This window comes from Mesorhizobium sp. M7A.F.Ca.US.005.03.2.1 (genome assembly GCF_003997795.1).
Lineage (GTDB): Bacteria > Pseudomonadota > Alphaproteobacteria > Rhizobiales > Rhizobiaceae > Mesorhizobium > Mesorhizobium ciceri.
Map to the genome: position 1 here is coordinate 1 of NZ_RZRP01000009.1, position 25,747 is coordinate 25,747.

General features: G+C 61.1%; 27 protein-coding genes and 1 pseudogene. 12 read left to right on the forward strand and 16 right to left on the reverse strand.

Annotation, left to right across the window (positions count from 1 at the left end):
- The 4 genes and pseudogenes from EN991_RS01005 to EN991_RS01020 form a co-directional block, all read left to right on the forward strand.
- A pseudogene (locus EN991_RS01005) lies at window positions 1-275 on the forward strand (carbohydrate ABC transporter permease); the annotation flags it as partial.
- A 95-nt stretch (window positions 276-370) separates the two neighbouring features.
- Window positions 371-1,666, forward strand: a complete 1,296-nt coding sequence (locus EN991_RS01010; protein WP_127368001.1) for a sugar ABC transporter substrate-binding protein — start codon at window positions 371-373, stop codon at window positions 1,664-1,666.
- A 111-nt stretch (window positions 1,667-1,777) separates the two neighbouring features.
- Complete coding sequence (locus EN991_RS01015; RefSeq protein ID WP_064994612.1) at window positions 1,778-2,692, forward strand: sugar ABC transporter permease; 915 nt, start codon at window positions 1,778-1,780, stop codon at window positions 2,690-2,692.
- Window positions 2,693-2,752: 60 nt separating this feature from the next.
- On the forward strand, window positions 2,753-3,286 hold the full coding sequence (locus EN991_RS01020) for a hypothetical protein (RefSeq protein ID WP_013530274.1): 534 nt from the start codon (window positions 2,753-2,755) through the stop codon (window positions 3,284-3,286).
- 38 nt (window positions 3,287-3,324) lie between these two features.
- Here the strand turns inward: EN991_RS01020 and EN991_RS01025 are convergent, their stop codons facing one another.
- The 10 genes from EN991_RS01025 to EN991_RS01070 form a co-directional block, all read right to left on the reverse strand.
- Window positions 3,325-3,918 carry a hypothetical protein gene (locus tag EN991_RS01025; RefSeq protein WP_127368002.1) on the reverse strand — a complete coding sequence of 198 codons (594 nt, stop codon included), beginning with the start codon at window positions 3,916-3,918 and terminating at the stop codon, window positions 3,325-3,327.
- Window positions 3,915-4,505, reverse strand: coding sequence for a L,D-transpeptidase (locus tag EN991_RS01030; RefSeq protein ID WP_127368003.1), 591 nt, complete (start codon window positions 4,503-4,505; stop codon window positions 3,915-3,917). The genes EN991_RS01025 and EN991_RS01030 overlap by 4 nt, the downstream gene beginning before the upstream one ends.
- Window positions 4,489-5,652: an AAA family ATPase gene (locus tag EN991_RS01035; RefSeq protein ID WP_024502270.1), complete on the reverse strand. Its 1,164-nt coding sequence runs from the start codon at window positions 5,650-5,652 to the stop codon at window positions 4,489-4,491. Before EN991_RS01035 ends, EN991_RS01030 begins: the two co-directional genes overlap by 17 nt.
- Window positions 5,649-6,284 carry a TadE/TadG family type IV pilus assembly protein gene (locus EN991_RS01040; RefSeq protein ID WP_127368004.1) on the reverse strand — a complete coding sequence of 212 codons (636 nt, stop codon included), beginning with the start codon at window positions 6,282-6,284 and terminating at the stop codon, window positions 5,649-5,651. The genes EN991_RS01035 and EN991_RS01040 overlap by 4 nt, the downstream gene beginning before the upstream one ends.
- Complete coding sequence (locus EN991_RS01045; RefSeq protein ID WP_164753862.1) at window positions 6,278-6,772, reverse strand: TadE/TadG family type IV pilus assembly protein; 495 nt, start codon at window positions 6,770-6,772, stop codon at window positions 6,278-6,280. The genes EN991_RS01040 and EN991_RS01045 overlap by 7 nt, the downstream gene beginning before the upstream one ends.
- A gap of 7 nt (window positions 6,773-6,779) precedes the next feature.
- Window positions 6,780-8,309: a pilus assembly protein TadG-related protein gene (locus tag EN991_RS01050; RefSeq protein ID WP_127368006.1), complete on the reverse strand. Its 1,530-nt coding sequence runs from the start codon at window positions 8,307-8,309 to the stop codon at window positions 6,780-6,782.
- Between the two features lie 71 nt (window positions 8,310-8,380).
- Complete coding sequence (locus tag EN991_RS01055) at window positions 8,381-8,674, reverse strand: hypothetical protein (protein ID WP_127368007.1); 294 nt, start codon at window positions 8,672-8,674, stop codon at window positions 8,381-8,383.
- On the reverse strand, window positions 8,661-10,106 hold the full coding sequence (locus EN991_RS01060) for a type II and III secretion system protein family protein (protein ID WP_127368008.1): 1,446 nt from the start codon (window positions 10,104-10,106) through the stop codon (window positions 8,661-8,663). Before EN991_RS01060 ends, EN991_RS01055 begins: the two co-directional genes overlap by 14 nt.
- A gap of 53 nt (window positions 10,107-10,159) precedes the next feature.
- Window positions 10,160-11,194, reverse strand: a complete 1,035-nt coding sequence (cpaB, locus tag EN991_RS01065; RefSeq protein WP_127368009.1) for a Flp pilus assembly protein CpaB — start codon at window positions 11,192-11,194, stop codon at window positions 10,160-10,162.
- A gap of 78 nt (window positions 11,195-11,272) precedes the next feature.
- Complete coding sequence (locus EN991_RS01070; RefSeq protein WP_127368010.1) at window positions 11,273-11,491, reverse strand: Flp family type IVb pilin; 219 nt, start codon at window positions 11,489-11,491, stop codon at window positions 11,273-11,275.
- 531 nt (window positions 11,492-12,022) lie between these two features.
- Here EN991_RS01070 and EN991_RS01075 point away from each other — a divergent pair.
- From EN991_RS01075 to EN991_RS01100, 6 genes are all read left to right on the forward strand, one after another.
- Window positions 12,023-13,411: a CpaF family protein gene (locus EN991_RS01075; RefSeq protein WP_127368011.1), complete on the forward strand. Its 1,389-nt coding sequence runs from the start codon at window positions 12,023-12,025 to the stop codon at window positions 13,409-13,411.
- A complete protein-coding gene (locus tag EN991_RS01080; RefSeq protein ID WP_063170095.1) occupies window positions 13,411-14,379 on the forward strand; it encodes a type II secretion system F family protein in 969 nt (322 codons plus the stop codon). Before EN991_RS01075 ends, EN991_RS01080 begins: the two co-directional genes overlap by 1 nt.
- 18 nt (window positions 14,380-14,397) lie before the next feature.
- On the forward strand, window positions 14,398-15,348 hold the full coding sequence (locus EN991_RS01085; RefSeq protein WP_063170096.1) for a type II secretion system F family protein: 951 nt from the start codon (window positions 14,398-14,400) through the stop codon (window positions 15,346-15,348).
- Window positions 15,349-15,400: 52 nt separating this feature from the next.
- The gene (locus EN991_RS01090; RefSeq protein WP_127368012.1) at window positions 15,401-15,943 is read left to right on the forward strand and encodes a tetratricopeptide repeat protein; all 543 of its coding nucleotides are present in this window, start codon (window positions 15,401-15,403) and stop codon (window positions 15,941-15,943) included.
- A 1-nt stretch (window position 15,944) separates the two neighbouring features.
- The gene (locus EN991_RS01095) at window positions 15,945-16,484 is read left to right on the forward strand and encodes a prepilin peptidase (RefSeq protein WP_063170098.1); all 540 of its coding nucleotides are present in this window, start codon (window positions 15,945-15,947) and stop codon (window positions 16,482-16,484) included.
- A 307-nt stretch (window positions 16,485-16,791) separates the two neighbouring features.
- Complete coding sequence (locus EN991_RS01100) at window positions 16,792-17,847, forward strand: hypothetical protein (RefSeq protein WP_245460876.1); 1,056 nt, start codon at window positions 16,792-16,794, stop codon at window positions 17,845-17,847.
- A gap of 19 nt (window positions 17,848-17,866) precedes the next feature.
- On the opposite strand, the gene EN991_RS01105 is transcribed toward EN991_RS01100, so the two are convergent.
- The 6 genes from EN991_RS01105 to EN991_RS01130 form a co-directional block, all read right to left on the reverse strand.
- The gene (locus EN991_RS01105; protein ID WP_164766073.1) at window positions 17,867-18,814 is read right to left on the reverse strand and encodes a nucleoside hydrolase; all 948 of its coding nucleotides are present in this window, start codon (window positions 18,812-18,814) and stop codon (window positions 17,867-17,869) included.
- Window positions 18,811-19,824 (reverse strand): nucleoside hydrolase, encoded by a 1,014-nt coding sequence (locus EN991_RS01110; protein WP_127368014.1) that lies wholly within the window; start codon window positions 19,822-19,824, stop codon window positions 18,811-18,813. Before EN991_RS01110 ends, EN991_RS01105 begins: the two co-directional genes overlap by 4 nt.
- Window positions 19,825-19,835: 11 nt before the next feature.
- Window positions 19,836-20,822: an ABC transporter permease gene (locus EN991_RS01115; RefSeq protein WP_013530293.1), complete on the reverse strand. Its 987-nt coding sequence runs from the start codon at window positions 20,820-20,822 to the stop codon at window positions 19,836-19,838.
- Entirely contained in the window at window positions 20,810-21,850 is a 1,041-nt protein-coding gene (locus EN991_RS01120; RefSeq protein WP_127368015.1) for an ABC transporter permease, read from the reverse strand. The genes EN991_RS01115 and EN991_RS01120 overlap by 13 nt, the downstream gene beginning before the upstream one ends.
- Window positions 21,847-23,424, reverse strand: coding sequence for an ABC transporter ATP-binding protein (locus EN991_RS01125; protein WP_127368016.1), 1,578 nt, complete (start codon window positions 23,422-23,424; stop codon window positions 21,847-21,849). Before EN991_RS01125 ends, EN991_RS01120 begins: the two co-directional genes overlap by 4 nt.
- An 88-nt stretch (window positions 23,425-23,512) precedes the next feature.
- Window positions 23,513-24,517, reverse strand: a complete 1,005-nt coding sequence (locus tag EN991_RS01130) for a BMP family ABC transporter substrate-binding protein (protein WP_063172800.1) — start codon at window positions 24,515-24,517, stop codon at window positions 23,513-23,515.
- Window positions 24,518-24,770: 253 nt separating this feature from the next.
- Between EN991_RS01130 and EN991_RS01135 the strand changes: the two genes are divergently transcribed.
- Together EN991_RS01135 and EN991_RS01140 are read left to right on the forward strand one after the other, a co-directional pair.
- On the forward strand, window positions 24,771-25,355 hold the full coding sequence (locus tag EN991_RS01135; RefSeq protein ID WP_127368017.1) for an amino acid synthesis family protein: 585 nt from the start codon (window positions 24,771-24,773) through the stop codon (window positions 25,353-25,355).
- The coding region (locus EN991_RS01140; protein ID WP_127368018.1) for an amino acid synthesis family protein at window positions 25,352-25,747 on the forward strand (396 nt) is incomplete at its 3' end. The genes EN991_RS01135 and EN991_RS01140, both read left to right, overlap by 4 nt.

Genomic DNA, 25,747 nt, shown 5'->3' on the forward strand with positions numbered 1-25,747 from the left:
GGCGTATTGTCCTGCCGGTGTCGATGCCCGGTATCGCGGCCGCCGGCGTGCTCGGCTTTATCCTGGCGTGGAATGAGTTTTTGTTTGCCCTGGTTTTGAGCGGGCCGAAGACGGCAACCATACCGGTTGCGCTTGCGGCGTTGCAGACCTCGAACGGCGTCCAGATCGCCAAGGTTTCTGCCGGCGTCGTCCTTGCCATCCTGCCGCTGGTCGTGGCTTCCCGCTTCATCCAGCGTTTCATCGTCCAGGGCTTGACGTTCGGCAGCGTGAAATAGGCCGGCCGCTCCGAGAGCCGACATGGCTCGCTAGCCGGTTATGAAATCGTGGCGGGATCACCGCCGCGTCCAGAGGGAAAGAGGAGTAGAGAGTTATGACTTGGAACAAGCAGACCTTGATCAAAATGCTGATGACGGCCGTGAGCGGGGCAGCTGTTGTCAGCGCATCGCTTCCGGCCAGGGCGGCTGAGCCCATCACCTTGCACGCCTTGATGGAGGACGTGCCGGAAACCAAGATCATTGAAGCGCTGTTGCCCGAATTCGAGAAGCAGACCGGCATCAAGGTCGAGTTTGAGAAGATCGGCTATCCTGACATGCACGACAAGCTGGTGTCGCAGCTGACCGCGCCGCAGAGCTACTACAATGTGCTCGAGGTCGACTTCCTGTGGGCCGGCGAATTTCCGGCGGCCGGCTGGCTGGCCGACCTGAAACCCTTCGTCGAGAAATCCAAATACGATCTGAGCCCCTTCATTCCCTCGACGCTTGACCTGCTCGGCCGAACCAAGGACCAGCTGTTCCTGGTGCCCATGTACAACTACTCGATGGGCCTCCTCTACCGGAAGGACCTGATCGGCGACGAGAAGCTCAAGGCCGCCTACAAGACGGCAACCGGCAAGGAGCTCGCTTTGCCGACGACGCTCGAAGATTATGTGGCGATTTCCAAATTCATGAAGGCCAATGCCGGTGTCGCCGGGGCCGCGATGCAGGGCCAGCGCGGCGATCCCAACAGCATGGAATTCTCCAACTATCTGTTCTCCGCCGGCGGCAGCTATCTCAATGCCGACGGCAAGGCGAGCCTCGACACGGCAGAGGCCAAGAAGGCGCTCGATCTCTATGTCGACAACATCCAGCGCGGCGCCCAGCAGGGTGCCGTGTCGGCCACGCTCGACGACACCATGCGTCTGATGTGCAGCGGTTCCGCCTTCAGCATGGTCACCTATTGGTGGATGCTGCCGCAGATGGACGATGCCGTGAAGTGTCCGACGGTCGCCGGCAAGGTCGGCCTGTCGGTGATGCCGGGCGGCCATGGCGAGAGCGGCGGTTGGGGCTGGGGCATTCCCAAGAACACGTCGCCGGAAGAGCAGGAAGCCGCCTGGACCTTCATCCAGTGGGTGCAGAGCAAGGATGTTTCGGTGAAGCGCGCGCTCGAGGGCCACGCGCCCGTGCGCAGCGATGTCTATGCCGATGCGGCGGTGCTGGCGAAATATCCCTTCTACAAGACCGCCCAGGATGTGGTGGCGACCGGCAAGTCGTTCCCGATCTTCACCTATTCGGCGCAATACGAGGATCTGCTCGGTACCCAGCTTTCGCTGGCGGCTGGTGGCCAGGCGACATCGGACGCGGCGCTGAAGGCAGCTTCCGACGGCCTGCAGGGGCTCCTCGACAAATAGCGGTCCGGCTCGGCAAGGAGACCCGGCGCGGCGATGTCAGCCGCGCCGGATTTTCCAGACCCCGGATCTTGACGAGATCAGCAACGCCACCCCCACCAAGGCTCGGCCACGATGCACAATGCGATCAAAAAAGGATGGGCTGCCCGTGGCCGCGAGTGGCGGACCGGCTGGGCCTTTGCCTTGCCCGGCCTGCTGCTGCTGGCGATCGTGATGGGCTTTCCCCTGGCCTATGCCTGCATCCTCTCGATCTCCTCGATGACCTTGATCAAGCCGCAGCTCCTGCCGCTTGTCGGGTTCAAGAATTTCGCTTCGATGATCGGCGATGAGCTGTTCTGGAACGCGCTCTGGCTCACCGTGCGCTATTCGGCGGTGACCGTGGTCGGCGAATTCGTGATCGGGCTCGGCATTGCCCTGATGCTCAACCGGACGGTCCGGATGAAGCCGGTCTATTTCGCGGTTCTGACCATTCCCATGGCGATGTCGCCGATCAGCGTCGCCCTGATCTGGCGCATGCTGCTCCAGCCCAATCTCGGCATCGCCAATCATCTCATGGAGATATCAGGCCTGCCGCGCCTCGACTGGCTAGGCACGCCAGGCATGGCACTCTGGACGATGGCGGCGATCGACATCTGGCAGCAAATGTCCTTCGTCGTGCTGATCCTCGCCGCCGGGCTCGCCGCTTTGCCGCGCGATCCCTATGAGGCTGCTGAAGTGGACGGCGCGCGCGGCTGGCAGCAATTCTTCTACATCACGCTGCCGATGCTTCGGCCGGTCGCGGCGATCACCATCATCATCCAGCTGATCAACGAATTCCGGACCTACGATCTGCCCTATGTCCTGACCAAGGGCGGGCCAGGCAACGCGACCGAAGTGCTGAGCTTCTTTGCCTATCGCCGTGCCTTTCTCGGCCTTTCGCTCAACGAAGGCGCGGCAGCCGCGTTCGTGCTGCTGCTGATCGTGCTTCTGCTCACCGTGATCTTCTTCGCCGTCCTCGAACGCTCGCAATCGGGAGAGGGCCGGAAGTAGGGCTGTTAAGCCTTGAGCAATCTATGCGGTCTATCCTGGCCTGCAGATTGTCGAGGGAACATGAAACGCCAGCCGCTTCTGCTTTTCGCCTTTCCGTTTCTCATTCTGGCGGTCCTGGCAGGGGAGCGCATGGCGACCTTGTTGCTGGGCATCTATCCAGCCAGCCCCACCGCATGGTGGCTATGGCTTGAACTGCGCCCCTTGTCGACGGTGCTTTGGCAGCAGGTGGATGTCTGGCTGGGCGGTTCCATGGCTTTCGAAGCCGCTATCCTTGCCGCCGCATCGATCGTCTGCTGGATGGCGTGCCACGCCAAGCGGTCGGCTTTCTTCTTCCTCGCCAACCATATCGCCCTGATTTTCGCCGGGCTGATGATCGCGGTCGGCAGCCATTCGGAAACGGCAAGCACGATTGCCGAATTCACGTCGCCCAAGGGTCTTCCCTATTCGCTGGCCGTCGATTTCACCTTCAAGAACAGCTTGGTGCTGCTTTTGGGCTTCGTGGCCTGTGCCTACTGCCACATCGCCTTTCTCACCGAGGCGCGGGAGCGGTCCGTCCGGGCCATCCGCATCCTGGCGCTGCAGCGCGATCTTTAGATCCGTCCAAGCGGCCTTCGTTCAGCCACGCCCGAAGTCTAGTTGATCCGGCGGTAATAGACCTTGCCGTCGGGCTGCTGGATGCGCTGGTAATTGGAGCTGGGAGCAGGGGGCGACGCCGATGCGATTCTCCTCCTGGGTGCGGGCGCTTCGATGACGCCGGGTTCGCTCGCGCTCTCGCCGCCGAGGGCTTCGGGCGCTTGCGCCAGCGTGCTGGTGGCGATCTCGGAGGGTTCTTCCGCACCCGGCATGGCCTCGCCGCCGGCGACCGGCATAGTCTGCCCCAGCCGGGCAATGCTGGCATCGATCTCGTTGAAGCTGCCTTGCAACTGGCTGTCCAGTTTCTCGAACCGGCTCTGAAAACCGTTGTTGACTGTGTCGAGCCGGGCCGCGATCCGCTGCTCGAACGCGCCGAGCTGCTCCAGCCGCGCCTCGACGAAACGCAGGTCGCTCATGCCCCGATAGAGATAGACCGCGGCCGCCATGTTGACCGTGGTGATCAAAAGCGCGCCACCGGCGACGATGACGGCGATCGTCTTTGCCTTGCTGGGTTTCCCGGTGGCAGCCGGTTCGCGCTGTTCCTGGTTTCCGATATCGATCGCCGGCATGTCCGGTTCGCTGATCATCGTCATTGGACCACCACCTTTGCGCCGACCGCGACGCGTTTGAAAAGATCGATCACATCCGTGTTGGTGAGGCGAAAACAGCCCGATGTCCCGTCGAAGCCGACACCCGACGGGTCGTTGGTGCCGTGTATGCGGTAGAGCGTGTCGCGCCCGTCCCGCGACAGGTAGAGCGCCCTTGCGCCGAGCGGGTTGTAGGGGCCGGCGGGCACCATTTTCGGCAGCTCCGGCTGGCGGGCCCGCATTTCCTGCGGCGGGCGCCACTCCCGCCATTCGGTCTTCGCCCCGACCTTGACGATGCCGGTCCAGCCGAACCCGTCGCGCCCGACGCTGATCTGGTAGCGCAGCGCCTGGCCCTGGCGGGTCACCAGGTAAAGCGCCTTCTCGTCCTTGCGGATGATGATCGTTCCCGGCTGCTCGGCGGTTCTAAAGGCGACGGCCTTGCGCAGGCTGGGCCCCATCGCCGGCAGCGGCGGCCGCTCCGAAAGTGCTGATCGCGCCTCGGCGAAGCCGTGGACGGACAGCGCCAGCGCCACGCCGAGCACGCAGGCGCCGGCGAGCTTTGGGGCGATCCGATATCTATCGGGCAGCGTCATCGAGCCGCTCTTTGAACATCCGCTTCAGATCCTTGTTGAAGCGCGCCCGCCCATCCACTTCGGAAGGCGGGATGGCCCTGTTCAGCGCATCGGTCAGAAGCGCATTGTCCAGCGCCACCGACTTGATGTGCGGCGCCTTGAAGATCTTTTCGAGCTCGCTGCGCGAAAAATGGTTCCCGAACCATTTGCGCTTGTGCTTGTTGGCGACCAGCGTGATGCTGACCGCATTGCCGCGCAGCTCGCGGATCTTCTTGTAGAGCCGCTTGCCCTGCCGCAGCGAAGCGACATTGAGTTCGAACACGATGAAGATCTCGTCGCTCGTCGACAGCACGGAATTGTGCCAGGGCGTTTCCAGATTGGGCAGGTCGATGACGATGTCGTCGAAGCGGTAGGCGACGAGGTCGAGCAGCCGGAAGACGAAATCGCTGCCATGCGGCTCGAACGGCAGTTGCGGCCGCTCGAATGCGTAGAGGGTGAGGCCGGACGGGCGCGACAGCTTGATGACGTCCATCAGCTCGACATCGAGCCGCTCCGGCTGGCCGATGATGCCGGCAAGGTCGAACTGGTTGAACAGATTGAGATAGGCGCCGCAATTGGCGCTCTGGAAATCCAGGTCGACGAGACAGGTGGACGCGGCGCGCTCAGCCGATTTCGACGCCAGGAATTCGGCAGCCGACAGCGCCAGCGTCGTGGCGCCGGCGCCGCCGCTGGCGCTGATGAAGGTGATGATCCGGCTCTTGGTTCCCTGGTTGCCGGTGTCGTGGAAGGTCACCGCGTTGAGCAGTTCCTTGCCGTCGAGCGGCTTGTGCAGCCAGTCCGAGGCGTTCATGCGCACCAAAACGCGCGTCTGCTCCGAGCTCAGCTCGTCGGAAACCGCGATCAGCGGCACGCTGGCCCACAGCGCGCGCGCCTCGACGATGCCGGGCCTGCCGAGCAGCTCGCCATTGCCGAGATCGAGGATGACGATGCCCGGGCGTGTGTCCGCCGGCGGTCCTTTCAGAAAATCGCTCGTCTCGGAAACCCTGACGTCATAGATCGCCAGCGCATCGAGCCGCGTCGCCACATCGCGCTTGAAATTCGGATCCGACGAAAACAGCGCCACCTGCTTGCGCTTGGTCGGCGTGACCTTGGTGTTGATGGCGTTCATGGCCAGGTACTCTTCAAATCTTCGCCCGTGACTGTGCTCAGCATGGAGGGCATGGTGATGTTTCCGAATCCGAGCAGTCCGCCCAGGAAGAAGAATTGGAAGGGATGGTTGGTGATGCTGACGGTGATGGTAGGCACCGCCCCGCTGGGTCGCGTCCAGTAGCCGAGGCCGGACGCCTGGTATTGAATCCTGACTTCGGACTTGGCCAGCATCGGCAGGAATGTCTGCATTCCGGCCCGGCTGCTGTTGCCGCTAAAAATGAAATTAAAGGCATCTTGGCTTACATTGAGGTTCTGGCATGTAGCGCCTGTGCCGCAAACGCAAGAGACACTTCCAGCGGTGTTGGCGGTGCAGATATAGTTGTAAGTGTTTGCCGGTACCGCAGTGCCAACTTTAGTTAGGTCAGTCTGCGTTATCGTCTCGGCCAGGAGCCCGCTGGCGACAGGTGTTGAGATCTGCGCCAGCCTTGCGCCGGCTTGCACCGCTTTATTCCCGGCATTCCATTGGTAAAAGGCGTAGCCGAAATCGACGAAGCCAAGCAGAAGCGTCAACAGCAGCGGCATCACTATGGCCATTTCGACCATTGTCGTTCCGGACTGGCTAGCCCAAAACTTGGTGCGTTCCATCACCATCCAATGACCCGTTCCTGATGGGATACACTGAGGGTCAGGGCTCCAAAGCCAAGATACGACCAGAATCCAACGTCCGGATAAGAATAGGACGTGCTGACGTCCACGACATCGACTTTGGTCGTGCTGCTGAGATAAAGCTGCGTGCCCGTGGCGGCATCAACCGCGTCCAGCGAGACCGCCTTGGTGATGTCAACTGTCGCTGGAAGCCATCCGGTCACCCGGGCGTTGCCGCTATCGACCGTCCCATAGGCAGCAAGGTTTTGAGCCCGCGCCTTGCAAGTCGCCCAGTCGCTGCTGCATCGTGCCATGTAGCGCCCCGCATCCTCAACGCCGGCTTCGAGAAGCAGCCGGGTGTTCAGGATATTGGAGAACTCGAACACACCGGCCGATAACAGCAAGACGAGTGGTATGGTGATCGCGGCTTCCACCAAAGCGGCGCCACTTTCGTCGACTTGGAACCGTCCAATGATTTTGCCGAACCTGGTCATGTCAACGCTACCGATACAACTGGGCTTCGTTGCGAAATGCTTTGTCGACCAGGGTGTTGTTCGCGAACCCGCCATCAACGTCGACGATCTCCAGGCTGATAGGCTTCTCGGCGCCGGTGCCGTCTGGGTCGTCACTCGGGTTGGATTTCGCAATTGGCGCGACCAAGAAAACACTGGCATATCCGTCCGGCTTCAGCTGCGTATGCCCGTTGATCTTGGCCTGGTTGGCGATGCAGTCGACGATCGCCATGTTGAGCAGCCGCCGATCGGGATCCGCAGTCGGGGTCGCGCCATTGAAGCAGGCAGGCGTTCCTCTCTCGTTTGATGGACCCTTTGATTTGTCTGCAACAAGACCAGTGGTCGCGATTTCATATTTGTAGACATCGTATCGAGACGCCGGTGCCGTCTTCGATACCGGGTTGGTAGAACTGGGGATGTTAGGGACGCTGGCTTTGTGATTGCTACTCCAATAATTGCCGTAGAATGTCGTGGCGTTGGTGATCTTCTGCGAATATGCGTTGTTGCCAGCGTCCCATACGCCGGGCGGGAGCGGCAGTGCCGATGCCGGGGGGCCGTCGGTTGCAGGATCGTATTTGTTGCACGTATTGCTTTGCTGTCCCTTGCGAACATTGCTTGCCGGTCGATACGCCCAGTCCTTGTTATATTTATTGAGAGACCCGCTGTAGAGATCAAAGCGGACGTTAAGGCCTGCGCTTACTTGGCCCAAGGTCACACCGGTTTTTGTGGTGATTGCATTCCGGTTGTAGCAAGTGCCGGCTGTTCCCATTGCTATGGCATCGCGCAGCGAAGTGAGGCTGTTGTCGAGCAGGCCGAAGTTACCGGGACCAGGATTGCTGTCGACCTTAAGGATACGGAACTCGCGACTGTAGGTATCGCCCGACGCGAATGCCTGCTGGATGGTCTTGCTGGTCAGCGGGTCGGTCGTCTCGAACGGATTGCACATGAAGATTGGCACCGTTTCGCAGATCGACTGGACAAATCCGGCCACAGCCTGAGGTCTGATATCGAAGGTGTTATTGCCGCCAAGAAAGCTTGCTGGAAAGATCGCCTCAAAGGCCCCGGCACCATCTGCCGCCGCGACGGACGGATTCACGGTCACCAAGGAGAACGACACGGCTTTGGGATCGGTGCTTGACCAGTCATGGCCATTAGCGTCGACACCAGCGGCATTCAACCCGATGCTGTCGTCGGCAGGTATCCCGGTTAAATATTTAATGGTCACATCAGCCAAAGCGAGCGTATGATTGCCAGATGTTGAAAACTTTGTTTTGTTGGTGAGAAGTGTCGTCTTTGCCAGTTCGGCTCGGGTGATCGAATCCGATCTGCCATCAAGTTCCGCGGCTGTCGCAAGCGCAAGCGCATCGATACCTTTCTGCAGATCGTTATGCAGTCCGTTGGCCCTGCTCATATCGATAGCCAGCAGAGCAAAGCCGATAAGCACGGGCAGCGTGATCGCCACGAGGATCATCGCGACGCCGCGTTGATCGTTCCAGAAGGCACGAATGGTCCCCAACATGACCTTACTCTCTGCTTTCTTGCGCCAGAGCCCCTCGCATGCCCGGCGCCCTCCGCATCCTTCCGTTCAGTTCACTGCGTCGTCACGCCCGACCCGCCCACATTGACCGTGATCGCCGGCGGCGGTGGCGGTGGCGGTGGATATTTGTAGCCCTGGGCAACGGCGGCGGCGCGCGCGCCGTCGCCTTCGATCTTCGTATTCCTTGAGTTCGGATTGAGTGGGTCGATCGTCTGCAGCAGCGAATTGTATTTCTGCGTGTCGCCGGCGGCCAGGGTCACCGAATCGTAGTGGTTCAGATAGTCCGCGGCGCAGCCCGACAGCGCGCTGGCGCACAGGATAAGGATCAAGGCGCTATTTCTTGACATAGAGCATCTTGTCCTTCGATTTGAAGTCGAGCATGTGGCCATAGGGGCCGGTGACACCTTCGCCCAGTTCATATTTGCGCACCATGTCCTTGGTCACTTCGAGCTGGCCGAGCACGAAGAATTCCGGATCGTTGGCGGGCCGCGTCTTGTCGAACGGCGTCGCCAGCTGTTCGCCGGGCTTCACCGGCCGCACGATGTGTGGCGTGACAATGACCACCAGCTCGGTTTCTTCCTTCTGGCTGCTCGAATTGCGAAACAGCGTCCCGATGACAGGCACTTGGCCAAGCCATGGCACCTGGTTCTGCTGCTTGGTGGTTTTGCTTGACAGCAGCCCGCCGACGGCGAAGCTCTGGCCGTCGCGCAGTTCGACCACGGTTGTCAGCTTGCGATTGGTGAAGATCGGGTCGCCGGCGGTGGTGAAGCCGGTCAGGTCGCTGACCTCTGGCGCCAGCCTGATGTGGATCTTGCCTTCGTCAAGTACAACCGGCGTGAACACGAGATTGACGCCGAACTGCTTGTAATCGATCTGGATCAGTCCATCCTTGTCGACGCTACGGATGGGGACTTCGCCTCCGGCGTTGAAACTGGCCGGCTCGCCCGATAGCGTGGTGAGGTTCGGCTCGGCCAGCGTGCGAACCACGCCCTTGGCCTCAAGCGCCTCGATGATCAGGTCGACCTTGATGTTGCTGTCTATCACGCGGGTGATCAGCGCCGCGAAGGGATTGGTGTTCGACAGTAGGCCGCTGACCAGGTCGCCCGCGCCAAGCTCTGCTCCGTCCTTGTCGACTGTGGCAATGCCGGTTCCAACTCGGCTCGTCCCACTCCCGTTCGTGCTCTTGATTGAAACGCCGAGATCGCGGCCTGTATTGCGTTTGGCTTCCAGCACGCGCACTTCCAGATTGACCTGCTGGCTGTCGTCTACGATGACCGAGTTGATGACAGCGTCCGGACCATATTGCTGCGCAACCTCCAGGATCGACGCCAGCGTGGCGCCGTCCTTGACATGGCCGCCAAGCCTGACCTTGCCATTGACCGAGCCCACTTCGATGCGCGACTTTGGCGCGACCTGGCGGATCGCCTGCGCCATGTCGCTGACATCGACGCCGACCTCGATCTGGAGGGCGCCGAGCGAGCGCTTATCGGTGGAGAACAGATTAACCGTGGTGGTGCCGGCGCCCTTACCGATGACGTAGAGCGTGCGGTCGGTCATTGGCTGGGCATCGGCGATCTTCTCGTCGCCAACGACGATGTCGCCCAGATTGGCACTCACCTGGATCGTCACCGATTGCGACATCGGCAGGAAAATCCGATGAACGCTGGGGGTCGACACATCGATGAAGCGGTCGGCCGCATTGGCCGCCAGGCCCGACAGCAACAGCGCCCCTAGGCACGACAACGCGGCCGTCGCTATCCCTAAGCAATATCCCCGCATCCCCGTCTCCCCACTCGCTGCCGGTGGCAGTCCCGTTTATTAGCCGCACCTTATCATGGTTGTCGCGGCACGTCATATGTCTCGAGCTTCACACCCCGAAAAACGCCGATCGTTGCCCGCGCCGGCGGCTCAGGCTGCACATATTTGACCACTTCCTTGACGACCGGCTGCGGTGCCGCCATCACGATCGGAGCAATCTTTACCTTGCCCAACTCGTCGAGGCGGCTTCCCACCCGCTCCACAGCCTGGGTCAACCCGGCAATCTTGTCCTCGGCGCGCTTGCGCTCGGCTGCTGCCTCCGCTTCCGCTGCTGCCTTCTTGTCGAGCTCCGCCTGCCTGGCGGCGACATCGGCCGGCGTTTCGCCGGTCAGGTCGGAAAGCGTCACCCGCTCGGTCATTTCGCCCTTGCTGGCGGCGGCCTGGCGAAGCGCCAGCGACAATTGGCCGGCGCCTGCCGCAAGCGTCAGCTTCTGCGCGTCCTTGGTGCTGGCTTCCAGCGTTACGGACTTCACCACGGTTGGGCTGTCCTTGCTCACATCGGCCACCTGGTCGATGGCGAGCACCTTCATGCTCTGCAGCAGCACATCGACGAAACTCTTGTCCGCTCCATCATCGCCGCGCACCGTTCGCGTCAGCAGCACATCGACCCGGTCACCCGGGAAGACGAAGCCGGCGACGCCGAGCACGTCGTTCACCCTGATGGAAACAGCTTTCATGCCTTCGCCAAGCACCGCCGAAAGCGTGGCGCGTTGGCCTGGGCCAGTGATCTTGCTGGCGAGGACTGGTTCGTTGGCGCTAATGGTTTGAAGCGCCTGCCTGATGCCTTCGCCGGCCAAGGCCTCTTTCGTTGTCTTGAAGGCGCCAGTTGGAATCGAGCCCGCCGGCCATGCGACTTCGCGCAATTTGTCTGCGCTAAGCGTATCGCCGAACTTCAGCGGCATTGCCGCAACGACGACAGTGCTGCCTTGAACAATGCCCGTTTGCGCCATGGCGCTTCGCTGGCCAGCCAGCCAGATATTGACCAGCACAACCGCCAGGACACCGAAAACACCGGCAAGAACGATCATGATGAGTGTGTTCGCGCGCATGATCCCAAAAACCCCAAGAAAGGCAACATATCGGGCGACAGGGACCCGGATCAGATCCGGGTCCCGATTGGAAAATGATCAGGGAGTAGCCGTAGCAACAGTACAGTTCGTCACGCCAGCAACGCCCGTCAGCTTGCTGCAGAGATTGGTGAACGAGCCGTTCACCCACACTCCGATAGCGATGATCGTCACGATCGACGCCGCGGCAATGATGCCGATGAGGATGGAATATTCGACCATGGCAGCGCCGTTTTCATCGTCGCGGAACTGCCGGGTCATCGTCATGAGCTTCTTCATGTCAATTTCTCCCTTTGGAGGTTGGAACCCGACGAGACAGAGCAAGAGATGAAATCCATACCCAAGCATCCCCCGTCATCTCGATCCTAGGTCCCGAGAAAATGCAGAGTCAAACGACATTAAGGGTTCCTTAACTTTCATGTACCTGATTCGGCAAGAAGGTTGCAAAGTGAAATCTTATCAAGGGATTGATTCTTTTCATTTTTCGATTGCCCTTAACCATTCATTCACAATTTAGCCGCTCATGTGGCGAAACCGTGGAAGCATTAGAAGAAATGCATATTCCTTTATATCTAAGGACTTAAGAGGGAGTTTTGCTAATTTTCGCGGCGCGGGCGCATGAGCCTGAGAGCTGAGGATAAATTTGGGGAACTCCGCATGCCCTCTGCATCAAATAATCAAGGGATTTGCGGTCCTTGATCTTAACTATGCCGAAAGTAATGGCTGTGCGCCGGGCATCCAGGCGCTTGTGCGCTCGTTGGTTAACGTTTAGTTTCCGCTAATGCGTGTCCGAGGGGAGTATAAGCAATTATGCTGGGACGGTTCATCAAGGGGCCAAGCGAACAGCAGGCAGTGACAAAGGTCGAGCTGCTGGCGGTGCAGCCTGTTGCTCCGGCTCTTCTGCCAGCCGTTGATATTCAATCGCATGGTGACGATTTCCTGACGATCAAGGTCGAGCTGCATCGCCACTTGATCGACCGGTTCAACCTGACCGCGCTTGAAAGTGCTTCCAAGGATGAGATCCTGAACGAGATCCGTCCAATCGTGCGCGAGTTCGTTCGCGCTCGCGCGGTGCCGCTGAATGCGCGCGAACTCGATCAACTCACCAGCGACACCGCCGACGAGATGCTGGGCCTCGGGCCGATCGAACCGCTGCTCAAGGATGATTCCATTACCGACATCCTGATCAATACTCACAAGCGCGTTTTCATCGAGCGGCGGGGCATCGTCGAAGAGACGCCAATCCGGTTTCGGGACGAGGCCCATCTGCTGCGCGTCATCAACAAGATCGTTTCGGCTATCGGCAGGCGGGTCGATGAATCGTCGCCCATGGTCGATGCCCGGCTGGAAGACGGCTCACGTGTCAACATCGCGGTGCGGCCGGTCTCGGTCGACGGCCCGCTGGTATCGATCCGCAAATTCTCGAAGAATCCCTATTCGCTCGAACGTTTGATGGCATTCAATTCGATCCGTCCGCCGATGATCGACCTGCTGCGGATCGCAGTCCAGGCGCGCAAATCGATCCTGGTTTCGGGTGGCACCGGCAGCGGCAAGACAACGTTGCTCAACGCCTTGTCGAGCTACATCCCTTCGAAGGAGCGGCTGATCACCATCGAGGATGCGGCAGAACTGCAATTGCAGCAGCCGCATGTCGGCCGGCTCGAGACGCGCCCGCCCAATGTCGAGGGCAGGGGCGAGGTTCGCCAGCGCGAATTGCTGAAGAACGCGCTGCGCATGCGACCGGACCGCATCATCGTCGGCGAGGTGCGCGGCGAGGAAGCTTTCGACATGCTACAGGCAATGAACACCGGCCACGAAGGCTCGATGACGACAATCCATGCCAACACGCCGCGCGATGCGATCTCGCGGCTGGAGCAGATGGTCGGCATGGCCGGCATGCCGATGACGCATGATTCGATCCGGGCGCAGATCGCCTCCGCCATCGACATCATCGTCCAGACACAGCGGCTCTCGGATGGCGGCAGGCGTGTCACCTCCATATCGGAACTGACCGGCATGGAGGGCAATGTCGTGCAGCTTCAGGAAATCTATCATTTCGTCCGCCGTGAGGTGACGGCCGAGGGCAAGGTCGTCGGAGACTTTCGCGCAACCGGTGTCCGTCCGCGCTTCGCTCCAGAGGCGGCGACGCTTGGCCATCATTTTGCCAAGGACGCCTTCAACCCGCAGGTTGCCCTCTGATGCCGACTGGTCAAGCTCTGCTATACTTCATCTACATGCTGGCGGCAGCCTCGGTCATCCTCGCCGGCGAAGCTCTTTATCTTTCATTTGCCGGCCGCCGCTCTCGGTCTCTAGCAGTCAATCGCCGATTGAAGCGGCTCGCTGGCGACGTCCCGGCCGAACAAACGCTACAGGGATTGCTGCGGGAGCGTGGCCTCACTGACTCCGGCGACTTTCTTTTTGGAATGGTGTGGCTGAACAGACTCTATACTCAATCCGGCATTACCGGAAATCCCCTGACGTTCGCCGCGACATTCCTGCTCGTCGGACTAGCGATGGCGTTGCTCCTGGTACTCTTCAATTTTTCCGCTTTGGCGTCGCTTCTTATCTTTCTGGTCGTAGGGCTTGTCCTGCCGCTTCTCGTCCTCCGGCGCGCCCGCAACAAGCGAATCCAGAAGTTTGCCAAACAGCTGCCGGACGCGCTCGACATGATCGTTCGTTCGCTGCGCGCCGGACACCCGGCTTCGGTCGCCATCGGTCTGGTCGCGCGCGAAATGCCGGATCCGCTCGGCACCGAGTTCGGCATCGTCTCCGATGAGATCACTTTCGGTCTCAGCATCGAGCAGGCTGTGCGAAAGCTTTCGCAGCGTGTCGGCTTCGAGGGTCTTCAGTTGCTGTCGGTATCCCTGTCGATCCAGGCCAAGACCGGCGGTAATTTGACCGAAATCTTGTCCAACCTATCCTCGGTACTGCGAGAAAGGCAAAAGCTTCGAATGAAAATTCGGGCGCTTTCCGCTGAAGGGCGCGTGTCGGCCTGGATTATATCACTGTTTCCGCTCGTCATGTTCTTGATCCTTCAACTTCTTGCTCCCTCCTATTATGGAGGCGTGTGGCACGATCAGCTCATTTTCCCAGTCTTCACCGTATTCGGGGTGTGGGCTTTGTTGGGGGATTTCATCATGTATCGAATGGTTAATTTTGATTTCTAACAGGGGCGACGAATAAAATTGTTTTCGAATATTCAGGATCTGGGTTTCTTGGTATCTATCGTCGTGTTTGCGGCGGCGGCATCTTTTTTCCTGTTCGGTGCGCTCGTCTTCCTGCCGGCTCTGCAAACACGAAAGCTCGTCGCGCAGAGCCTGATGGGCGAAGGAATTACAGACCGCCGGTCAATGCTTGGACAGGACGTGCTTGCCAAGCTTGCGGCACAACGGCCAGTCGACGCCTACTTCAAGTCGATCGAAAAGGAGCGCGATGAGCCGAATGCTTTGGAGGCGAAGCTCTTTCGTGCCGGCTTTTACAAATCAAGTGCACCGCTGGTTTACACCCTGTCCCGTCTGGTTGCAGTCTGCATTGGGTTTTTGGCCATCTATGCCCTGCTGTCGCGGGTCCTTCCACCACAGCTGCCTGGTTTCATAACTTTTGCCGGCTCTGCTTTGTTCGGCCTGGCCTGCATGGTGATTCCGAGCATCATGCTCGATCGCTTCGAGAATGGTCAGAAACGAATCTATCGCCGTGCCTTTCCCGACTTCATGGACATGATGATCACATGCGCCGATGCAGGCATGAGCCTTGAGGCGGCGGTCGAACGTGTGAGTCACGAAATGGCTGCCACCCACAAGTGGCTGGGGATCCAACTGTCTATCATGAATTTGCAACTGCGCGCCGGCAAGCCGTTGCGGGAGGCGTTACGGGAACTCGCCGATCGCATAGGCCTTGAGGAGGCGCGGGCACTAGCGGTGCTGTTCCGGCAATCGGAAGAACTCGGCACCAGCCTCACCGATGCCTTGCGTGTTTATAGCGCCGAAATGCGCAGTCAGAGAATTCTGAGTGCCGAGGAGCGCGCCAATTCACTCCCGGTCAAGATGATGATTCCGTTGGGTCTCTGTATATTCCCAGTCGTGATGGTGGTGATCATGTTGCCGGTCATCATTCGCATGAGAGGCGTTTTCTTCTAGTTTAGTATATCATTTGGCCCTAATGTGAGTCGGGGGCCCAGGGGACGGACGTATGAAGAGGGTTATCGCGGCCGCGGCCTGTCTGCTCATGGCGGTGCTTGCCGGTTGCCAGACGGCGGACACAACCGACGGTGTCGTGCGCACCAACGAGCCGTCGAAGGGCGACGTGACGTCTTTTGGCGATGCTTTCGACGGGCTGAAAACGGTCAGCGACGTCGAATACTATGCCTCGGACCAGGCGGTCGCCGAAGCCAAGAACCAGTTCCGTGCCGAAAATTACGGCAATGCCGGCGCGCTGTTCTTCAAGGCGACGCAACTGGCACCCAATGACGGCAACGCCTGGATGGGGCTGGCCGCCTGCACCGACCGGATCCACCGTTTCGACCTGTCCGACCGCGCCTATGCCAGGGCCTTCAAGCTGGGCGGCGCGACGCCCGAATATTACAACAATGTCGGCTATTCCTACCTGCTGCGCGGCAAGTTACAGGATGCCCGCTCGAACTTCCTCAAGGCTTACGAGCTGGCGCCCAACGACCCGACCGTCGCCAACAATCTGAAGCTTTTGTCGTCAAGCGTGCAGAACGTCGAGCGCTAGCATGTTGCTTGCCGAAGCGCTGCTGCTGAAGGTGCTCGCAATCCCTCTGCTGGCCAGGATTGCCTGGCTCGATTTCACCACCCAGAAAATTTCCAATCGCGACGTGCTGCTGCTGCTCTGTCTGGGCGCCGGGGGCCTGCTGTTGCTGTCGCTCCAATCCGGGTCGTGGTGGGACATGGGACTGAGCACCAGTGCGGGGCTTCTGTTGTTCGTCGCGCTCTTGCCCTTCTGGGCCTTGCGCAAGATCGGCGCCGGCGATGTCAAGCTGATAGCAGTCGTGCCCTTCCTGATCAGCGGCAGCGGTCTCGCGGTGTTTTCGGTGCTGCTCCTGGTTTTCGCCTTGGCCACTGCCGCGATCGTGAAAAACCCATTCCTGCTGCCGGCGGGCGCTTTTCGGCTCATCGTCCAGCATCTGGACCGCAAGGGGGTGGTGCCGTTCGGCGTGCCGACCTCGCTGGCCGCGATCTGTACGCTGGCGTTCCTGATCTACAAGAGCTTGATCCTGGCGAGCAGTTCTGGGATCCTCAATCAGCTCAACTGACCTCGACAGTTCGCGCGGCTGAACGCGCTGCGATCGACACTTCCCCGAAGCCTTCGCCGGCGCGTTGGCTGACGGAACAAACGAAAAACCCGCCTGTGCGGCGGGTCACTGGCGCAAATCAGCACCATGGACAAAAATGTACCATAGCTGAGTGCAGGGAGTCAAGAAAAAATTCCTATCAGGTTGATGGCTAGATAAACAATCACAGGGAGAAGGCAGCATGGCACTTCACCTTTCGGCGGATGCTCCGGTCTCGGTCGCGGCGCCTCCACAGAAATATCTGTTCGGTCCGTTCATCGATTTTTTCATGCTCGGCGGGAGCGCGTTCCTGATCCTGCCGATCCTGTTCTTTGTGCCTCTTAGATACGAGGGCGTTGTGGCGGCGGTAATGCTCTTGCTCGCCAATCTGATAAACCATCCACATTTTGCCCACTCGTATCAGATTTTCTATCGCGATTTCGGGCGCAAGGTGCGCGGCGACGGATATGACAGGAATCTCCAGATCCGCTACATCATCGCGGGCATTGCCGTCCCAATGATCATGGTCGCTTTCTTCGCCTATGGCTCCGTAACCGGCAACGCCCGCCTGCTGGGATATGCCACCAACGCGATGGGCTTTTTCGTCGGCTGGCACTACGTCAAGCAAGGCTATGGCATGCTGATGGTGGACGCGGTGCTGAAGCGCAAATTCTTCAGCGATCAGGACAAGAAAGCGCTGCTGTTCAACGGATATGCCGTGTGGCTGTTCGCCTGGCTCCAGACAAACGCGGTGATCACCGAAAGGCAGTTCTGGGGCCTGGACTACTACACATTCGCTGTCCCGCCCTGGCTCCTCAACATCGCGCTCGCGGTCGCCGCTGCCTCCTCGGCGGCCACCGCCGTGATGTTCGTCAATCGCTGGCGCAAACATGGCGGCGCTCTGCCGTATAACGGTGTCGTCGCTTACGTCACGACCCTCTATGCCTGGATTCTGTTCGTGAGATTGAACCCGCTTTGGCTGCTCGTGGTACCGGCGCTCCATTCGTTGCAGTATTTGGCGGTGGTCTGGCGTTACCAGACCAACGTCGAGCGCGACCGCGTGGATGCCGTCAAGGATCCGGAATTCAGGGTGCTGTCCATTCTTGGGCCGATGTACAGGCTGCGGGTGCTGATATTCATCATCGCTGGCACAATTCTCGGTGCTCTCGGTTTCTGGCTCGTGCCGATGGCGCTGAGTGCCCTGGTTCCCTACGACAAACAGGTGCTCGGCTCGTCGCTTTTCCTCTTCATCGCGTGGATATTCATCAACGTGCACCACTACTTCCTGGACAATGTGATGTGGCGTCGCGGCAACCCGGAAGTCTCGAAATATCTGTTCCGCTAACCCTCAGTCCGTTGGATGTTCAGTCCCGCAGGAGATCGAACATCAGCTTGAAGAAGCGGTCCGCGTCGACCTCATGGGCGATGCGGGCATTGTCCTTTTCACCGCGCTCGCCCCAGTAGTCGGCGATGGTCGCGCCGAAGGCGTAGGTGCCGGACAGATCGACTCCGATATGGGCAGGGCGCGTGCGCACCAATGTCGGGTCGATGGCCAGCGCCAGCGCCAGCGGATCGTGCATGGCGCCGCCGACGCCCATCGAGTTGCGGTGCAGCTTCTCGTAGAACAGCAGCCAGTCGTTGACGAGCCGGCCGAGCGGCGTGTCGATGGTGGCGAGTTCGGCATATTGCGGCGCCTCGATCAGCACCTGCATGGTGACGTCGAGGCCGACCATCAGGATCGGCACGCCGCTGTCCAGCACGATCTTCAGCGCTTCGGGATCGCAGAACGCGTTGAATTCGGTCGGCGTGATGATCTCGCTCTTGCGGTAGAACACGCCGCCCATCCAGATCAGCTCCTTGATCTTGGGCAGCACGTCGCGATGCTTGAGGATCATCAGGCCGATATTGCTGAGCGGGCCGGTGGCGACGACCAGGATCGGTTCGGGCGCGGCGCGCAGCCTGTCGGCCAGGAAATCGACGGCATGCCGGTCAACCGGCTTGATCGTCGCCTGCGGCAGGTAGGGCGAGCCCTCGAGCCCGCTCGGGCCATCGGCGGTGCCGAGCACCAGCGGGCGCGCCAGCGGGCGGTGACAGCCCTGCGCGACAGGCACGTCGCCGGCGCCGATATACTCCAGGATGCGCAAGGCATTGGCGGTCGTCTTCTCGACTTCCGCATTGCCGCAGGTCGTGGTGACGCCGATGAGTTCGATGGCCGGCGAGCGATGCGCCATGACCAGCGCAATGGCGTCGTCGTGGCCGGGGTCGCAGTCGAACAGGATAGGAGTTGGCTTGGTCATCATGTCGTCTTTCACGCCGCCCGCTCGTAGCGCGCTATGGTTTTCTTGAAGCCGTCGAGGAAACGCCGGCCGTCCAGGCCGGTGCAGATGCGGGTGGTCTTGGGCCCGCCGCCGGGCAGCAGTTGCCGGCCGCGATAGGCGACGGTCTGGCCGCGCGCCAGCCTGCCGTCGAGCACGACGTCGGCGAACAGCGGCTCGGTCATCGTCGCCAGGCCGGGATCGAAAGCCAGCGCCACGGTGATCACGTCATCCATCGGGAACCCGACGAGGTCGAAGAATTCGCGCCAGATGTCGATGTAGATCGGGAAGCTGTCGGCGATCATCTCAAGGACGGGATTGTCCCTGGCGACGGCCTGCATGTCGGCGATGTCGTCGCGCGTCAGCATCGAGTCGGCGACGCGGTTGTCCTCGCAGATGTCGAGGGGGACGAGGATCTTCTCGACATCGGCGTTGAGCACGATGCGCGAAGCCTCCGGATCGGCCCAGATGTTGTACTCCGACAGGGGTGTGATGTTGCCCGGCGTCTGGAAATTGCCGCCGAGCACGATCAGCCGCTTGAGTGCACCGGTCAGTCCCGGCTCCTGCAACAGCGCCATCGCCGTGTTGGTCAGCGGGCCGGTCGTCACCAGCGTGATCTCGCCCGGATTGGCCATGACCGTCTCGATGATGAAATCGACCGCATGTCCCGACGTGGCCTGCCGCACCGGCGTCGGCGCCGGCGGGTTGAACTTCTTCAGGCGATCGCCGAAACGGGCGACAAGCCGTTTTTCGAAATGCACCGGCGCCTCCATGTCGGCCTTGGCGTTGCCGACGATCGGCCGCCACGCGCCGGCGTGAACCGGGATATCGTTACGCCCGGCGAGCGTCAGCGTGTTGAGGACGACGTTGGTGACCTGTTCGATCGGGCCGGCCGCACCGGTCACGGTGGTGACACCCTCGAGCCGGAGTTTGGGATTGACCGCTGCAAACAGCACGGCGAGAATATCGTCGCCGGCTGAATCCACGTCGAGGATTATGCGTTCCATAAAGGCTTCCTTCACTGGGGATTTTTGCCGCCGGGTTCGGTGTTCCTGTCTACCGACAGCAGTTTCCGCATCGATTCCAGCGTCTCCGCGATGATCCTCGGGCGCGCCCGGTAGGACAGCGCGAACAATGCGATCAGCGCGACGACATAGGGGACGGTGAGAACCAGGTAGGACGGATAGCCAAACGTCTGCAGGCGCAACGAAAAGGCATCGGCGAAGCCGAACAGCAGGCAGCCGGCCAGCACCTTCAGCGGATCGCCGTTGGAAAAGATCAGGATCGCCACCGCCATGAAACCACGGCCCGACGACATGTTTTCGGTGAACATGGTGATGTAGCCGAGGGACAGATGCGCGCCGGCGAGGCCCGCCAGCAATCCGCACAGCAGGGATGCGATGTAGCGGACGCGGGTGATCGAGATGCCAAGCGCCTCGGCGGCTTCCGGCTTTTCGCCGACGACGCGGATATAGAGGCCGAGCCGCGTCCGGTTGTAGCAGACGACCAGCAGCGGCACGGCGATGAAGGCGGCATAGACGAGCGGCGTGAAACCGGAGATCAGCGGCGCCCAGGAGCCGAGAAGGTCGCGGGCGCCGGGCAGCTGGACTTTCGGCAGGCCGACGATGCCGTGACCGACGATCGAACCGCGCGTGCCGAAGATCGCTTTCATCAGCGAGATCGTCATGCCGCCGGCCAGGATGTTGAGCGCCAGCCCGACGACAACTTCATTGGCCTTGAAGCTCACCACCAGGACAGCAAAAACCAGGGCGAAGACGAGCGCCGCCGCAACGCCGCAGGCGACGCCCGCCAGTGCGGAACCGGTCCAGATCGAACCGAGGACGGCGAAGAAGGCGCCGACCAGCATCTGCCCCTCGAGGCCGATGTTGAAGATGCCGGCCTTGGTGGTGAACGAGCCGCCAAGCGCGACCAGAAGGATGGGCGCGGTGGTGCGAAGCGTCGCAGCGATCAGCGCGACGTTGATGAGCTTGTCTAGAATTTCCATCGCCGCTCCCCTGCCTGGCTGTCGCCGCGCTTTCTCACCAGCACCTGGGCCGACACGCTGAGGATGATCAGCGCCTGGATCACGGTGATGATTTCGCGCGACGCGCTGGTGTCGACCTCGAGCAGCAGCGATCCGTTGCGCAGGGCACCGAAGAACAGTGCGGTGAAGATGGTGGCGACCGGCGAGCCATTGGCGAGCAGGGCGGCGATCAGCCCGTCGAAGCCGAAACCGGGGGCAAATCCTTCCATGAAGCGGTGATGGACGCCGAGCGTCTCGACGCCGCCGGCCAGCCCGCCGACGGCCCCTGAAAGCAGCAGGACCAGGAAACCCTGCCGTTTCACGTTGACGCCGCCATATTCGGCGAATTTCGGCGCCGAGCCGACCATCGTGACGCCGTAACCCCATTTGGTGTAGCGGAAGACAAGGGCCGCGCCGACCGCCAGCACCAGGCCAATGACCAGGCCCCAGTTCAACCGCGAGAAGGCGAAGATCTCCGGCAGATAGGATGTCGCCAGGATCGGCGGCGTCTCCGACCAGCCGCCCGGCCGCTTGAACAGGAAGATGGTGAAGTAGGATGTGAGCAGCACCGCCACGTAGTTCGACAGGATCGTCGAGACGACCTCGTTGGTGTTGTAGCGGGCGCGGAAATAGGCGGGGATGGCGACCCAGGCCGCGCCCGCCACGACCGCCAGCGCCAGTGCTGCCAGTGTGTGGATGCCCGCGGGCAGGGGCATGGCAAAGCCGACCCAGGCGGCGGCGAAGCCGCCGAGGAACAGCTGGCCCTCGATGCCGACGTTGAACATGCCGCCGCGCAAGCCGATGCAGGCCGCGACACCGCAGATCAGGATCGGCGTCGTCTGCAGCAAGGTCCCGGCAATCTTCTCCTGATCGCCGAAGGCGCCGCGCAACAGTGTCATGAACACACGCACCGGGCTTTCGCCGACCATGAGGATGATGATCGCGCCCATCAGCAGTGCCACGCCGATGGCGATGACCTGGCCGGAAACGGCACGCAAATGGTCTTTCATGATGCGGTCTCCGCGGGGAATTCCGGCGCGGCCACGCCTGCCATCATCATGCCGATGCGCTCCTCGTCGGCGTCATCGCCAGAAACCTCGCCCATGATCCGCCCGTTGAACATCACCAGGATGCGGTCGGCAAGGGCGGCCAGTTCGTCGAGTTGCACGGAAATCAGCAGGATCGCGCGGCCGGCGGCGCGCTGTCGCATGATCTCGTCATGAATGGCCTCCTGGGCGCCGATGTCGACGCCGCGCGTCGGCTGGTCGATCAGCAGGAAATCGGCGCCATTGGTGAATTCGCGTGCCAGAACGACCTTCTGGATGTTTCCGCCCGAAAGCCGCTTGACCGCATCGCCCGGTCCGCGCGCGCGAATATCGAAGCTCTTGATCAGCGTTTCGGCGTTTTGATTTATGGCATTCCAGTTGAGCATGCCGCCACGACTCCATGGTGCGCGATGCTGGCGGCCCATCAGGGTGTTGGCCGCTATCGAAGCGTTGCGATCGACCCCGCGTACCATGCGGTCGCCTGGAACATGGGCGAGGCCTGCCTGGCGGATCGCGGCGGGCGAGAGATCGGTGAGATTCTGGCCCTTCAGCCAGGCCCCGCCATGGCTTGCCGGCCGCAGGCCCGAAAGCACTTCCGCCAGCTCCGTCTGTCCATTGCCGGCCACACCCGCGATCCCCACCACCTCGCCGGAGCGGACCGTGAAACTGGCAAAGCGAAGGGCTGGCAGCAGGCGATCGTCGCGCGCCCACAGATCCTTCACTTCGAGCACCACGTCGCCGTGCAGCGAAGCGCGCGGCCGGCGGTCGAAGCTCACTTCGCGGCCGACCATCATGTGCACCAACTCGTCCTTGCTGAGCTCGGCCGTCGGCCTGGTCGCCACCTTCCTGCCGTTGCGCAGCACCGTCACCGTGTCGGACACTTCCATCACTTCTTCCAGGTGGTGCGAAATGAAGATCACCGTCATGCCCTCGGCCACGAAGCTGCGCAGCGTCTGGAACAGTTCACGGCTCTCCTGCGGCGTCAGCACGGCGGTCGGTTCATCGAGGATGATGGTGCGCGCGCCGCGCACCAGGACCTTCAGGATTTCGATGCGCTGTTCTATGCCGACCGAGAGCAGCCCGACGCGCTCGGTCGGATCGACCTGCAGGCCGAAGCGCTTCGACAGGTCGCGCGTTCGCGCCACCTGCGCAGCGTGGTCGATCAGTCCATGGCGACGGATTTCCATGCCGAGAAAGACGTTGTCGGCAACCGAGAGCGAGGGAACCAGCTTGAAATGCTGGTGAACCATGCCGAGGCCGGCCTTTATCGCCATGGACGGGTCGGCGATCACGATCTCTTCACCGTTCAGCCGGATCGAGCCTTCGTCCGGCTGCAAGAGGCCGAACAGGATGTTCATCAGCGTCGTCTTGCCGGCACCGTTCTCGCCGATGATGGCGTGGATCTCGCCGCGGCGGACCGCAAGGTCGATGCCGTCATTGGCGACGAATGCGCCAAAACGCTTGGTGATGCCAGTCAACTCGACGGCCATCGCGGCATTGCTGTGGAGGGTCGGCGACCCCGGCGTGTTCGACAACATGGCTCTCGCAGATTGGACACTGATCCGCCGCGGCAAGCCGCGGCGGATCAGTCTAGCGCTTTCTTGGGAGGGAGGCGCTGGTGTTGGCTTATTTCGCCTTGGCGATCACGATCTTGCCGTCGACGATGCCCTTTTTGATCTCGTCGAGCTTGGCGGTCATCTCTGCCGGGATCTTGACGGCGATGTCATCGCAGACCTTGACTTCGACACCGCCCGAGGCGAGGTCGAAAGTGCGGGTGCCGGCGGTGATCTTGCGGCCCTCGACCTCGTCCTTGATCAGCGTATAGACGGCGATGTCGCCGCGCTTCAGCATGCTGGCGAGCACATTTCCGGGGGCCGAGCCGCACATGTCGATGTCGACGCCGATCGAATATTTGTCGACCGCGGCACTTGCCTGCATCACGCCTTCACCCGTCGGGCCGGCGACGTTGTAGACAATGTCGGAGCCTTGGCCGTAAAGCGCCTGGGCAAGTTCGCTTCCCTTGGCCGGGTCGTCGAAGGTTCCGGCGAAGACGGAGTTCACCTTGACGTCGGGCGCGGCATATTTGGCGCCTTGCTCGTAGCCGCCCAGGAAGTTGCGGATCACCGGGATATCGCGGCCGCCGACAAAGCCGATGGCCTTGCCGTCGCCGATCTTGTCGAAGGCGGTGCCCTTGGCTTCGATCATGCCGGCAAGCGCGCCGGCGACGAAGGATCCCTGCTCCTCGGCGAAATTGGCGTAGATCATCTTGGGGTTGTCGAGGACGCCATCGATGAACACGAAGCGCTGGTCAGGATATTCGGCGCTGACCTTTTGCAGCGAGTCCACCAGCTCCCAGCCCATCACGAAGATCAGGTCGTACTGTTTGCCCTTGGCAAGATTCTCGAACTGCTGCTGGTAGTCGAGCGCGCGATTGCCGGTGTCGACCAGCTTGAGATCGATGCCGAAATCGGTCTTGGCCTTGTTGAGGCCGTTGACGATCGAAACGCCAAAACCCTGTGCAAAGTATCCCGAGATGGCGGCCACGGAAACCTTGGCCTGTGCGGCGGCCGGTCCGAACGAAATGGCAAGCATCGTGCCGGCCAGGAATAAACTCTTGAGCGCCCTTTTCATGTCATTCCCCTTCAGCTTTTTTCAGCTTTTGAAGCCACGCTTTGACCATCCCCCACACATCGCCGGGACAACGGCGAGTTCGTTGATGGTCATATGAGTTTAGGAGCGGCTTAACAGGCTGTCAATCGTCATCCGATGCAGTTTTCTTGGCCCTTCGCCCGCTTGCCCGACGTCTGTGCTTGACAAATGTCGATAGGCATAATTGTTGATACTCTAACGAGTTTTATGAACGACGGGATGAAGGAAGAGAACAATGCCGGCTGTGGTGGTCAGGAAATTTCTGGTTCAGATGGAAGAGATATTCCATGAGGGCGGACCCCACGCGGCACGCCCGCTCAAGCGAGGCGCGATCGTCGCGGTCATCGCCAACCCTTTTGCCGGACGCTATGTCGAAGAGATCACCGGCTTCATGGAAGACCTGAAGCCGCTCGGTCTCGATATGGCTCGGCGCCTGATCGACGCCATTGGTGAGGGCGGCCAGGCCATCGAAGGTTATGGCAAGGGTGCCATAGTCGGCGCCGCCGGCGAGCTTGAACATGGCGCGCTCTGGCACAATCCGGGCGGCTACGCGATGCGCGAACTGCTCGGCAATGCCAAGGCGATCGTGCCTTCGACCAAGAAAGTCGGCGGCCCCGGAACGCGCATCGACATCCCGATCACGCACATAAACGCCTCCTATGTGCGCAGCCATTTCGATGCAATCGAGATCGGCATTGCCGATGCGCCGCGCAGCGATGAAATGGCGGTCATCCTGGCGATGACCACCGGCGCACGCGTTCATGCACGGGTCGGCGGCCTTGCCGCCGCCGACATCAAGGGTGAGGACGGACTGCGATGAGCCCGGAAATCCGCCGTATCATCACCATCGTCGAGGAAACCCGGATCGAAGGCGGGCGGCACGTCGATCCGCCGACGCGGCGTGCCGCAGCCATTGCGGTCATCCGCAACCCCTATGCGGGTACCTACGTCGAGGATCTGTCGGCACTCAGCGCCATCGGCGAAGCGTTGGGCGAAATCTTGCCCAAGCGCGCCGTCGCTGCTCTGGGCATTGCCGGCAACCGGGTCGAGAGCTTCGGCAAGGCGGCCGCCGTCGGCGCCGATGGCGAGCTCGAACATGCCGCCGCCATCCTTCATCCAAAGCTCGGCGCCCCGTTCCGCGATGTGCTCGGCAAGGGCGCCGCGCTCATTCCCTCATCGAAGAAGCGCGGCGGCCTCGGCGTGCCGCTCGAT